11 protein-coding genes are annotated in these 12,380 nt (G+C 70.6%); 1 reads left to right on the top strand and 10 read right to left on the bottom strand.

All coding sequences use genetic code 11. The features are described 5' to 3' along the window. Positions 1-55: 55 nt before the first annotated feature. Positions 56-1,396 (bottom strand): SWIM zinc finger family protein, encoded by a 1,341-nt coding sequence (locus F4561_RS23740; protein WP_312885501.1) that lies wholly within the window; start codon positions 1,394-1,396, stop codon positions 56-58. Between the two features lie 199 nt (positions 1,397-1,595). Between F4561_RS23740 and F4561_RS23745 the strand changes: the two genes are divergently transcribed. After that, positions 1,596-2,108, top strand: coding sequence for a pyridoxamine 5'-phosphate oxidase family protein (locus tag F4561_RS23745; protein WP_184581752.1), 513 nt, complete (start codon positions 1,596-1,598; stop codon positions 2,106-2,108). 111 nt (positions 2,109-2,219) lie between these two features. Here the strand turns inward: F4561_RS23745 and F4561_RS23750 are convergent, their stop codons facing one another. The 9 genes from F4561_RS23750 to iolC all read right to left on the bottom strand — a co-directional run bounded on the left by F4561_RS23750 (position 2,220) and on the right by iolC (position 12,363). After that, a complete protein-coding gene (locus F4561_RS23750) occupies positions 2,220-3,032 on the bottom strand; it encodes an ATP-binding cassette domain-containing protein (RefSeq protein WP_376773703.1) in 813 nt (270 codons plus the stop codon). Between the two features lie 72 nt (positions 3,033-3,104). Beyond that, on the bottom strand, positions 3,105-4,172 hold the full coding sequence (locus F4561_RS23755; RefSeq protein WP_184581756.1) for an ABC transporter permease: 1,068 nt from the start codon (positions 4,170-4,172) through the stop codon (positions 3,105-3,107). Between the two features lie 7 nt (positions 4,173-4,179). Beyond that, the gene (locus F4561_RS23760) at positions 4,180-5,154 is read right to left on the bottom strand and encodes a substrate-binding domain-containing protein (RefSeq protein ID WP_184581758.1); all 975 of its coding nucleotides are present in this window, start codon (positions 5,152-5,154) and stop codon (positions 4,180-4,182) included. 168 nt (positions 5,155-5,322) lie between these two features. Further along, positions 5,323-6,252: a TIM barrel protein gene (locus F4561_RS23765; protein ID WP_184581760.1), complete on the bottom strand. Its 930-nt coding sequence runs from the start codon at positions 6,250-6,252 to the stop codon at positions 5,323-5,325. A 17-nt stretch (positions 6,253-6,269) separates the two neighbouring features. After that, complete coding sequence (locus F4561_RS23770) at positions 6,270-7,766, bottom strand: CoA-acylating methylmalonate-semialdehyde dehydrogenase (protein WP_184581762.1); 1,497 nt, start codon at positions 7,764-7,766, stop codon at positions 6,270-6,272. A 23-nt stretch (positions 7,767-7,789) separates the two neighbouring features. Next, a complete protein-coding gene (gene iolD / locus F4561_RS23775) occupies positions 7,790-9,679 on the bottom strand; it encodes a 3D-(3,5/4)-trihydroxycyclohexane-1,2-dione acylhydrolase (decyclizing) (RefSeq protein WP_376773676.1) in 1,890 nt (629 codons plus the stop codon). Then, positions 9,676-10,566 (bottom strand): 5-deoxy-glucuronate isomerase, encoded by an 891-nt coding sequence (gene iolB, locus F4561_RS23780; RefSeq protein WP_184581766.1) that lies wholly within the window; start codon positions 10,564-10,566, stop codon positions 9,676-9,678. The genes iolD and iolB overlap by 4 nt, the downstream gene beginning before the upstream one ends. Next, the gene (locus tag F4561_RS23785; RefSeq protein ID WP_184581767.1) at positions 10,563-11,438 is read right to left on the bottom strand and encodes a Cgl0159 family (beta/alpha)8-fold protein; all 876 of its coding nucleotides are present in this window, start codon (positions 11,436-11,438) and stop codon (positions 10,563-10,565) included. Before F4561_RS23785 ends, iolB begins: the two co-directional genes overlap by 4 nt. Continuing rightward, the gene (gene iolC / locus F4561_RS23790) at positions 11,428-12,363 is read right to left on the bottom strand and encodes a 5-dehydro-2-deoxygluconokinase (RefSeq protein ID WP_184584099.1); all 936 of its coding nucleotides are present in this window, start codon (positions 12,361-12,363) and stop codon (positions 11,428-11,430) included. Before iolC ends, F4561_RS23785 begins: the two co-directional genes overlap by 11 nt. Between the last annotated feature and the right edge of the window lie 17 nt (positions 12,364-12,380).

Below are 12,380 nucleotides of genomic sequence, written 5' to 3' on the forward strand. Positions count from 1 at the left end.
GAGCGCGGACCGGCCGGTGCACAACGCCGGGAACCCTCGGGAGCGGGTAGCGGCGTCAGGGGGCCACCGCCTTTTGGCCCTGGCCCCACACGGTCGGCGAGTGCAGGCCCCACGGGGTCCACTCGGCGGACACCGTCACGGGTTCACCACCGCTGACGGCGAGCAGCGTCCACGGCGGGAGTTCGTCGTCGTGCAGGGGGAGTGCGGCACCGTCCGAGTCGACCAGGGACCACTGGGGTTCGCGCGCGACTCGGACACCCGCGAGCACGACGGGCCACGCGTCCAGCCAGGGGTCAACAGCGAGGGCGTCGGCGTAGTGCCGCAGGGCGTCGGCCACAGAGTCGCCTTCGGGAGGGTCAGCCTCGTCGTCGACCTTGCCGTGCGTACTGGCGACGGTGACCCGGTACCCGTTGGGGTAGAAGGCCACCTCGGTGTCGTAGACGGCGCCGGGGCGCAGGGCGGGTGTGGGCGCCTCGTTGGGAGCGGCGAAGGTCAGCGACAGCGCGGTCCGTCCGGTGTCCTCGCCCCGCAACCACAACCGGCGGGTGGTCAGGTTCGCTTCGGCGTCGGCGGCGTCGTGCAGGGCGAGCACCCGCCAGCGGTCGCGCACCCGCTCGCCCGTCTGCAGCACCTCCTCGGTCCTGAGCCCGAAGCCGATGCGTTCCCGGACCGCCGCGCGGGTGCGCTCCGACAGGGTGGGCGCGGTTCGGTAGCCATTGATCAGCAGCCGGAGGAGGGCGAACTCCTGCAGCATGCGGTCGGGCCAGTCGGTCGCGCGGGTAAGGGACGCCAGTTCGGTGACCCGCCCGGCGGCACCGCCCGCCTTGGCGTCCACGAGGCGCTGGCCCATGAGCTTCCAGTGGTCCCGGTTCTTCCGCGGCGCCTCGGACAGACCGGCCTCGACCTGATCGGCGAGCCACAGCTCCAGCTCGTCGAGGCCGGAAGAGACCAGCTCCTCCCGTTCGCGCGCGGTCTTCTCGGCCTGTTTCCTGGCCTCCGGGCTCTGCTCCGCGGATGTCTCGGTCCGTTTTCGCGCCCTGGCGGCCCGGGACTCCAACCACTCCCCGACCCACGCCGGGCCGTCGTCGGGCCCGTCGACCTCGCCGATGGCCCACAGGTACAGCACGGCCAGGGTGTGCTTGCACGGGAACTTCCGGCTGGGGCAGCTGCACCGCGACACCGGTGCCCCCTCGCCGGCCAAGTCCACTGCCGCCTGGTAGGGCTTGGCGCCGCTGCCCTTGCACTCGCCCCACACGGCGGCCACCCCGCCGTCGGGCCCCGCGCGCCAACCGCGCGCCGGCCAGGAGGCGGGCTTGGCGACCTTCAGCGCACCCTTCGTTGAGGACGCATCGGGCGCCAAAGCCCAGACGTCGTCTGCACTCCATCGCTCATTCACAGCGAGAAGCGTAGAAGGGCGGAACGACAAACGCGCCACAGTTCCCGTTCTGCGGAGCATTGGCCGGAAACGGCCACCGCCTCGCGCGGCAACGGCATACGAAGGGCGGGAACCGATGAGTTCCAGCGTTCCGGACGGTCAGTCCTGGTAGGCGGGTAGGGGAAAGCCCCCGGCATTCGCACGGAAAGGCGGGGCTGCCATGGTCGACCCAGTGGCCGAGTTGGACGAGCGCTTCAGTGAGCCGGACGCGGCGCCGCCGCCGTGGTCCGAGGTCGTCCACATACTGTCGAGGTCGGAGATGTTCTGGCTGTCCACTGTCCGGCGTACGGGCCAGCCGCACGTGACCCCGATCCCGGCGATGTGGCTGGACGGCGCGCTGCATTTCTGTACCGGCGCCGAAGAGCAGAAGGCGCGGAACCTGGCGTTCGACGCGCGGTGTGTTCTCACTACCGGTACCAGCGACTTCCGGTCCGGGATAGATGTCGTGGTCGAGGGCACCGCCGCACGCGTCACCGAGGGGGAGCTGCTCCTCCGGCTCGCCGCGATGTGGAAGGCGAAGCTCGACTGGGACTTCGAGGTCGTCAACGAAGGGTTCCAGCACCCCGGAGGGGGCGCTGGGGCGCTCGTGTTCGGCGTCACCCCGGACAAGATTCTCGCCTTCGGTAAGGGACAGCCCTACAGCCAGACGCGATACCGGCTGCCGGCGGGGTGAGCCGGCGGGCGTGGCCGGCGCCGATGATCCCGGCGCCGGCCAGGCCGGCCTCGACAGTCATGTGTCCCTTCTCCCGCTGGGTGGCGGGAGGGCGAGCACCCGCCCCACCCCCTAGGTCTGCCCGTGCCCAACGCCGTGCGACGGGTCCGCCTCGGGCTCCTGGCCGCGTTCCAGTTCGTGCTCCAGCGCATCGAGCTCGGCACCGCCGGCCATGTGGTGGGTCAGGTGCTCCAGCGACAGCTCGGAGCGGGGCCGGTCGAGCTCCATCTCGCCCAGCTTGATGACCACGAAGTGGTCCCCGACCAGGAACGCGTGGTGCGGGTTGTGCGTGATGAGGACTACGCCCAGCCCGGCCTCACGCGCGGCGCTGACGTACTTCAGCACCACGCCCGACTGCTTGACGCCCAGCGCGGCGGTGGGCTCGTCGAGGATCAGCACCCGCGCGCCGAAGTAGATCGCGCGGGCGATCGCCAGGACCTGTTTCTGCCCACCGGAGAGGTTCTGCACCGGCATGTCGACGCTGGCCACTTCGATGCCCATCTTCTGGAGCTCCTGGTCGCAGATCGTGCGCATGCGGCCGGTGTCCAGGCGGCGCAGCGGACCGGCCCCGGTGGTCAGCTCCGATCCGAGGAAGAAGTTCCGCCACACGGGCATGAGCTGCACGATCGCCAGGTCCTGGTACACCGTGGCGATGCCGTGGTCGAGCGCCTCCCGCGGCGAGGTGAAGCGCACCGGCTCGCCGTCGACCCGGTACTCGCCCGTGCTGGGCTCGTGGAGCCCCGAGATGATCTTGATCAGGGTGGACTTCCCGGCTCCGTTGTCGCCCAGGATGCAGGTGACCTCGCCGGTGCCCACCTTGAGGTCGATCCCGGAGAGTGCGCGGATGTTGCCGAACGACTTGCCCACGCCGCGCAGTTCCACGATCGGGCCGGTCCCTTCGGCCCCGTCGGACCCGCTGGGGTGGGACGTGCTGGGAGACTTCGTGGACACCTCTACTCACCTCTTGTTCGCCTGCGTGCGGACCCACGCGTTGACCAGCACCGCTGTCAGCAGCATCGCGCCGACGAAGAACATCACCCAGTTGTTGTCCCAGCCGGCGTAGACGATGCCCTGCTTGGTCATCCCGTAGATGAACGCGCCGATGACGGCGCCGATCACGGTGCCGTAGCCGCCGGTGAGCAGGCAGCCGCCCACGACAGCGGCCATGATGTAGAGCAGCTCGTTGCCCACGCCCTCGCCCGACTGCACAGTGTTGTACTGGAACAGCATGTGCATCCCGACGAACCACGCCATGAAACCGACGGTCATGAACAGGCCGATCTTGACCTTGTTCACCGGGACCCCAACCGCGCGGGCGCTCTCCTTGTTGCCGCCGATCGCGTAGATCCAGTTGCCGACCCGGGTCCGCAGGAGCACCCAGGTGCCCACGGCGGCGAACACCAGCCACCAGATGACCGTGGCCCGCAGGTTGAACCCCCCGATGGAGAACTCCGCGGCGAAGACGAACGACGCGGAGTCGAACCCGTCCATGTCGGCGATGTTCCGGGTGGCCACACTGCCGGTGACCAGCTTCGTGACGGCGACGTTTAGCCCCTGGAGCATCAGGAACATCGACAGCGTGATCAGGAAGCTGGGAACGCGCGTGCGTATCAGCAGCATCCCGTTGACGAACCCGATCCCCAACGAGACCAGGAGCGCTGCCCCGGCTCCGACCCAGACGTTGGTGCTGAACTGGTAGCTGAACATACCCGCGGTGATCGCCGAGGTGATCACCGCGACGCCGGCGGAGAGGTCGAACTCCCCGCCGATCATCAGCAGCGCCACGGCGATGGCCATCAGTCCGATCGTCGAGCTGGCGTAGAGCACCGTGGAGAGCGAGGACGCCTGCCGGAACGGCTCCGCCACCGTGAAGAATACGCAGAACACGACGACGGCGCCGATCAGCGAGCCGAACTCCGGCCGCGAGAGGAAACGCCGGGCCAGCGAACGCTGACCGACCCGGACCGCCTTCTCGGACCCGTTCCCCTCAGGGCTTGGCGCCCTGGAGGCCAGTGCCTGGCTCATCGCTGGCTCACCGGGTCCCTTCCTCCGCGTACTCCGCGACCTCGTCGATGTTGTCCTGGTCGATGAACTCGGGGCCGGTCAGCACCGGCTGGCCGCCACCGGAGACGTTGCCGTTGGTGTTGTAGAGCCACAACCCGTCGACAGCCAGGTAGCCCTGCAGGTAGGGCTGTTGGTCGATCGCCCACTCCACATCGCCGCTCTCCAGCGCGCCGACCAGCTCGCGGTTGGTGTCGAACGTGGCGACCGCGGCGTCACTGCCGGCCTCCTCCACCGCGTCGAGCGCGGTCATGGCGAACGGTGCACCCAGCGTCGCCACGTAGTCGACGTCCTCGTCCTCCTGCAGCCTCGCGGTGATCCCGGAGCTGACGTCGGGCATGCTGGCACCGTCGACGTAGAGGGTCTCCGAATCGCCGTCGAAGGTCTCCTCCAGCGAGGAGCACCGCTCCTCCAGCGCCACGTGCCCCTGCTCGTGGATCACGCACAGCGCCTTCTGGGCGTCGACCTCGTTCAGCCGCTCGCCGAACGCCTCGCCCGCCACGGTCTCGTCGGCACCGAAGTACTGCTGCAGGCCGGCCTCCTCCCACTGCTCGATGCCGGCGTTCAGGCCGACGACCGGGATGTCGGCGTCCTTGGCGGTGTCGATCGCGTCCTGCAGCGCGTCCGGCTTCGCCAGGGTCACGGCAATACCGTCGACGTCCTGGTCCACAGCGTTGCGGATGAGGGTGGCCTGCTCCCCGGCCTCGGGGTTGGCGGAGTACTCCAGGGTGATGTTGCTCTTCGCGGCCGCGTCCTCCGCACCGGCGCGGACTATGTCCCAGAAGGTGTCTCCCTCGGCCTGGTGGGTGATCATCGCGATAGTCATATCGGGGGTCTCGACGTCGCCGCCCCCTTCCTCCTGCTGGCCTCCCTCTTCGCTGCACGCGGAGGCAACCATCGCGAGGGCCCCGGCTGTGGCCAGGACGGTGAACAGTTTGCGGTTCATGGCGTGAACCTCTCAGTATGACGCTGTGCTACCGGGTTCCGGGGTTCTTTGACTGGTGAACGCCCTTCGTGGTCGCGTGGACGACTTGCGGGGAGCCCGGGCTCCGGGTGGGGGATCGCGTGCGGTGTCCGCGCGTTCGGCCCGGGCTCAGCGACGGTCCGCCGGCTCTCATGCCTTTTGGTGGCGCGCCCCCAGACCGCAGGAGTTCAGGTACTTCCGGGTGCGGATCGCGATCGGCTGCGGCACGTCGAACTCGCACGGGTACAGGTCCTGCTCGACGATCACGAACACCCGCGCGTCGACCTCCTCCAGCGCGTCGATGACGGCGTCCGGGGCGGGCTCGCCCGCCGGCGGCTCGACGCAGACACCGCGTTTGACCGCCTCGCCGAACGACAGGTCCTCCCTGGCGACCTGGGCGAGCACGTCGGGGTCCATCTGCTTTATGTGGACGTAGCCGACCCGTTCGGAGTAGCGGCGGATCAGGTCGACCGCGTCGCCGCCGCCGTAGGCCACGTGTCCGGTGTCCAGGCACAGGGACACGTGGTCGGGGTCAGTGCCGTCGAGGAACCGTTCGATCTCGGGCTGCGACTGGATGTGGCTGTCGGCGTGCGAGTGCAGGCAGAGCCGGACGTCGTAGTCGTTCAGCAGGATCTTGCCGAGCTCGTTGGCGCCGCGGTACACCGTCCGCCAGGCGTCGTCGGGCAGCACCGGCGACTCGGAGAACTCGCCGGTCTTCTCGTCGCGGTACATCGGCGGGATGAACACCAGGTGGTGCGCGCCCACGGCGCGGGTCAGCGCGGCGACCTTGCGCATCGTGGCGAGCATGTCGTCCCAGGCGTCCGCGCGATGCAGCGCGCCGAACGCGGTGCCGCCCGAGACGCGCAGGCCACGCTTGGCGACCTCGTCGGCGAGCCGGTCCGGCTCGGTGGGCAGGTAGCCGTACGGGCCGAGCTCCAGCCAGGAGTACCCGGCACCGGACAGCTCGTCGAGGAACCGGTACCAGGGCGTCTGATGCTCGTCGTCGGGAAACCACACGCCCCAGGAGTCGGGGGCCGATCCTAGGACCAGGTTGTTCGCGGGCTCAGCGGCGGTCGCCATATCTGACTCCTCGATACTCATTGCGCGGTGGGAAAGTGCAGCGCGCCGTCGGCGAGCCGGTTGGCGCGTGGCCAGCGGCTGGTGATGACCTTGGCGCGGGTGTAGAAGTCGACGCCTTCGGGCCCGTGGATGTGCTTCTCGCCGAACAGCGAGTCCTTCCAGCCGCCGAAGGAGTAGTGCGCCATCGGCACCGGGATCGGCACGTTGACGCCCACCATGCCGACCCGGACGCCGCGGTGGAACCGGCGGGCGGCCTCGCCGTCGCCGGTGAAGACCGCGGTTCCGTTGCCGTAGGGGTTGGCGTTGATGAGCGCGATCGCCTCGTCGATGTCCTCGCATCGGAGCACGGACAGCAACGGGCCGAACACCTCGTCGTCGTAGACCCCCATCCCGGGTTCGACATGGTCGATGAGGCTGGGACCGACGAAGAAGCCGCCCTCGTGGCCCTCGACGGTACGGCCGCGGCCGTCGACGACGACCTCCGCCCCCTGCTCGGCGCCGCTGGCGACGTAGCTCGCCACGCGGTCGCGCGCCTGCGCGGTGATCACGGGGCCCATCTCGGTGGCCGGATCCTGGCCGGGGCCCACCCTGATCGCCTTGGCCTTGTCCTCCAACGTCGACACCAGGGCGTCGCCCGCCCCGCCGACCGCGACGGCCGCGGAGATCGCCATGCACCGCTGCCCGGCGGACCCGTAGGCAGCCGCGGTGAGCTGGGTGGCGGCGAAGTCGAGATCGGCGTCGGGCAGCACCACAGCGTGGTTCTTCGCCCCGCCCAGGGCCTGGACGCGCTTTCCGGTGTCCCGGGCCCGCTCGTGGACATACCGTGCGATGGGCGTGGAGCCAACGAACGAGACAGCCTCGACACCGCTGCTGTCCAGCAGCCCGTCGACGGCGGTCCGGTCACCGTGCACCACGTTGAACACGCCGTCCGGCAGCCCGGCGTCGGCGTAGAGCTGGGCGACGAGGTTGGACGCGGAGGGATCGCGCTCGCTGGGCTTCAGCACGAACGTGTTGCCGCACGCGATTGCGATCGGGTGCATCCACAGCGGCACCATGATCGGGAAGTTGAACGGGGTGATCCCGGCGACGACGCCGAGCGGCTGGCGGTAGGAGAAGGAGTCGACGTCGCTGGAGACCTGGTCGGAGTAGTCGCCTTTGAGGGCGCTGGTGATACCGCAGGCGAACTCGACGACCTCGCGCCCCCGCACGATCTCGCCGCGCGCGTCGTCGACCACCTTGCCGTGCTCGGCGCAGATCAGCCGCGCCAGCTCGTCCTCGTGCTCGACCAGGAGTTCACGCAGCCGGAACATGACGCGCGACCGCGCGGTCAGTGAGGAGTCGCCCCACGACTCGAACGCCTTCGCGGCCGCGGTGACGGCCGCGTCGACGCCGTCCCGCTCGGCCAGCAGGACCTCGGCCTGCTGCTCGCCCGTGGCCGGGTTCCAGACCGGTGCGGTACGGGTGGATCCGGCCGGGGTGAACGCCCCGTTGATCCAGTGCTGAATGGTCTTCATCGCTTCTCTTCCTCAGGGACGTGTCACAGGTAGTGACGCTGGGTTCGCTTGTGCTCGTCGTAGCTGGCGCGGGCGTCCCTGGTGCTGTCCAGCTCGGAGACCTCGCTGACGGGCACGTCCCACCAGCCGCTCGACGGTGGGCCCGGCGCCCGCTGGTCGGTCTCGATGTGCACGACGGTGGTGGTGTCGGCGTCCCTGGCGCGCGCGATGGCCTCGCGGAGGTCCGCGATGCCGTGGGCCTTGATCGCCCGGGCGCCGAGGCTGGCGGCGTTCGCCGCGAGGTCCACGGGCAGCACGTCGCCCTCGAGCAGCCCGGTGTCGGGGTCGCGGTAGCGGTAGCTGGTGCCGAACCGCTGCGAGCCGAGCTCCTCCGAGAGTGAGCCGATCGAGGCGAAGCCGTGGTTCTGCACCAGGACGATGACGACCTTGATGCCCTCGGAGACCATCGTGGCGATCTCCTGGGCCATCATCAGGTAGGAACCGTCACCGACCAGGACGAACACCTCGCGACTGGGGTCGGCCAGCTTGACGCCGATTCCGCTGGCCACCTCGTAGCCCATGCAGGAGTAGGCGTACTCGACGTGGTAGGCCTTCGGGTCGCGCGCCCGCCACAGCATCTGCAGGTCACCGGGCATGCTGCCGGCGGCGTTGATCACCACGTCGCGGTCGCCGAGGGTGTCGTTGAGGGCGCCGAGCACCGCGGTCTGGGCGGGCAGCGGCTGGTGGTCGACCCGGAAGCATTCGTCGGTGGTCCGGGCCCAGTCGCGGGCCAGCTCGCGCGCGCGTTCCCGGTAGGCCGTGGCCACCTGGCGCCCGTCGAGCTCCCGGCGCAGCGCCCGCAGCCCGGCGCGCGCGTCGGCGACCAGCTGGTGCGCCGAGTGTTTGGCGGCGTCGAGCCGCGCCACGTTGAGGTTGACGAACTCCACGTCCGGGTTCGCGAAGACGGTATGGCTGGCGGTGCTGAAGTCGCTGTACCGGGTGCCGACGCCGAGTACCACGTCGGCCTCCGCGGCCAGGGCGTTCGCGCTGCTGGCCCCGGTGGCGCCGATCCCGCCCACCGCGCACGGGTGGTCCCAGGGGACCGCGCCCTTGCCGGCGTGCGTGTCGGCCACCGGGATCCCGGTCTCCTCGGCGAACGCGCGCAGCTCCTCGGTCGCCCGGGAGTAGACAGCGCCCCCGCCGGCGACGATCAGGGGGCGGCCTGCCCGGCGGAGCGCCGCGGCGGCGCGGGTCAGCGCCTCGGGGTCCGGCTCCGGGCGGTCGATGTGCCACACGCGATCGCGGAAGAACCCCGCGGGCCAGTCGTGCGCCTCGGCCTGCACGTCCTGCGGCAGGCAGAGGGTGACCGCTCCCGTCTCCGCGGGGTCGGTCAGCACCCGCATGGCGGCGAGCGCCGCGGGGACGAGCTGCTCGGGGCGGGTGATCCGGTCCCAGTACTTCGACACCGGGCGCAGCGCGTCGTTGACCGTGACATCACCGCTGCGGGGGTCCTCCAGCTGCTGCAGGACGGGGTCGGGGCCGCGCGTGGCGAACATGTCGCTCGGCAGCAGCAGCACCGGAACCCTGTTCGTGGTGGCCAGGGCGGCACCGGTGACCATGTTGGTCGACCCGGGGCCGGTCGAGGCGGTGCACGCGAACGCCTGCAGCCGGTCGCGCATCTTCGCGTAGGCCGCCGCGGTGTGCACCATCCCCTGCTCGTTGCGGGCCAGGTAGTAGGGCAGGTCCGCCTCACCGGTGGTGGCGGCCTGCAAAAGCGCCTGGCCCAGACCCGCAACGTTGCCGTGGCCGAAGATGCCCCAGACGCCGGACACCAGGCGGTGCCGTTCGCCGTCGCGCTCGGAGTACTGCGCCGCCAGGAACCGCACCAGGGCCTGCGCGGTCGTCAGGCGGATGGTTCCGCGCACCGCCGTCACCTCCCCTTCCCGTTGGCCGTGTAGAGCGGCAGTCGCGGGTCGAGCTCCTGGTTCTCCCAGGTCTGCCGGATCCAGCCGTGCGCGGGGTCGTCGCAGATACGCCAGGCCCGTTCGGCGCCCGGGCCGGCCATGACGTTGAGGTAGTAGAGGTGGTAGCCAGGGGTGGCCATGGACGGGCCGTGCCAGCCGTGCGGGACCAACACGACGTCCTCGCTGCGGACCTCGGCGAGGACGTCGATCGGTCGTTCCGGAGTGCCGTAGACCCGCTGGTAGCCGATGCCCGGACCGTGCGGGCCGGGCGCGACCTCGAAGTAGTAGATCTCCTCCAGCACGCACTGGGTCTCGGTGACCTCGTCGTGTTTGTGCGGCGGGTAGGACGACCAGTTCGCTCCGGGGGTGAGCACCTCGCACGAGATGAGCCTGTCGGCTTCGAAGGTCTGCGGGGTGCAGAAGTTGTTCACCTGGCGGCTGCACTGGCCGGCGCCGCGCAGCTCGACCGGGACTCCCTCGGCGGGCCCGTAGCGCGCGGTGAGCCTGCGGTCGCAACGCGCGGACGGCAGCGCGAACCGGCCGCCGTGTTCGCTGTGCACGGTGGCGCTGGCGTCGCGGGGCAGATAGGCGAAGTCGGTGACCCGGGAGAAGACGTCCGCGCGTCCCTCGATCTCGAACACCTGCCCGTCGCAGCGCACGGTGCAACCGCCGGTGAGGGGCAGCACCAGCATCTCCTCGGGGCCGGTCCCGATCTCAGAACTGCCGCCCGCCGGCAGCTCCAGCACCCGCAGTCCGGAGTAGCCCCAGCCAGCGGACTCCGGGGTGACGGCGGTGCGGTACCGGCCGGAGGCGGTGCTGCCGGCCGGCAGGTGGTGTTTGCTGGTCGAATGGGTCACAACAACCTCGCAGCGGTGTCAACGGCGGACAGGACGTCGTCATCGGCGGGGTACAGCAACGACCGGCCGACGACCAGGCCCTTCACGGTCGGGATCTCCAGGGCCGCGGCCCAACGGCGGTAGGTGACATCGGGGTCGGCCGCGACTTCCCCGCCGAGCAGCAGCGCCGGTAGGGAGGAGGCGGCCATAACCCGTTCCATCTGGTCCACCACGGGCACCTTCAGCCACGTGTAGGCCGAGGCGTTGCCGATTCCCGAGGCGATGGACACGGCGCGCACCATGGCCTCCGCGCTGAGGTCGTTGTGCACGGCGCCGCCGCCGCGGTGCGCGATGAACGGCTCGACCATGGCCATGATCCGGGCGGCGTTCAGCTCGTTGACGGCCCGGGCGCAGCCCGCGATGGTCGAGGCGGTGCGGTCGTCCTCGTAGTCGATGCGCAGCAGCATCTTGCCGCCGTCGAACCCCGCGGCCCGGATGGCGGCGGCATCGTAGGCCGTGAACCGGTCGTCCAGCTCGAATGTGGCACCGGCGAGGCCGCCGCGGTTCATCGAGCCGATGACGGTCAGGCCGTCGAGGGCGCCCAGCAGCAGCAGGTCGTCCAGGATGTCGGCGGTGCCGAGGACCCCGGTGACGCCGGGGCGGGCGAGCGCGACGCACAGCCGGTCGAGCAGGTCGGCGCGGTCGGCCATGGCCATGGGCCGGTCGCCCGACTTGAGCGCGCCGCGCGCCGGGTGGTCCGCCGCGATGATCATCGCCCGGCCGTGCTCGCCCACCGGGGACACCGGCCGGGCGCGGCGGGCGGCCGCGCGGGCGATGGCCGCGGGGTCGTTGACGCGGGTGTCGACGATTTCCCGGAGCCGCTCAGTCGGCATGTCCGGTCTCCCCCAGCTTCGCCTCGACCTCCTGGAACACCGGCATGGCATCGGAGCACGCGAGGCGGGAGGCGACGATGGCGCCCGCCGCGTTGGCGAACCGCATGATCCGCTCGCTGGGCCACCCCGAGAGCAGGCCGTGGCAGAGCGCGCCACCGAAAGCGTCGCCCGCGCCGAGGCCGTTGACCACGTCAACGGGGACCGGCGGGACACGCACCGCCGCGGTGCCGTCGACCGCGAGTACGCCTTCGGGCCCCTGCTTGACGACCGCCAGCTCGATCCCCAGCTCCTTCGCGGCATCGGCGACAGCGCTGGCGTCCGGGCCGCCCTGCCCGACCGCGGTCTCCCACTCGTCGAGGTTCCCCACCGCCACGGTGACGTGCGGCAACGCCTCGGCAACCCACGCGCGCGCCTCCTCGCGGGACTCCCAGAACATCGGCCGGTAGTCGAGGTCGATGACGGTGATCCCGTTGCGACCGCGGGACCTGAGGGCCTCCAGGGTCGCGGTGCGGCTGGGCTCCTGGCACAGGCCGGTGACCGTCACCCAGAGGATTCCCGCCGCGCGGATGGCGTCGTGGTCGAGCTCTTCGGGACGGATCTCCAGGTCGGGAGCCTTGGGCTCGCGGTAGAAGTACAGGGGGAAGTTGTCGGGCGGGAAGATCTCGCAGAACGTGACCGGGGTGTTCAGCCCGCTCACGGCACTGACGAACCGGTCGTCCACGCCATAGTCGCGCAGCGCCTGGTGGATGAACGTGCCGAACGGGTCGTGGCCGGTTCGGGTGACGACGGCCGACCGCCACCCGTAGCGGGCGGTCGCCACCGCGACGTTGGTCGGGCTGCCGCCCAGGAACTTGCCGAAGGACCGCACCCGGTCCAGGCTCACCCCGACCTGTTCGGGGTAGATGTCCACGCCCACGCGCCCCATGGTGATCACGTCGAAGC

Origin of the sequence: Lipingzhangella halophila, from assembly GCF_014203805.1 — a bacterium.
In the GTDB taxonomy this organism is placed as follows: domain Bacteria; phylum Actinomycetota; class Actinomycetes; order Streptosporangiales; family Streptosporangiaceae; genus Lipingzhangella; species Lipingzhangella halophila.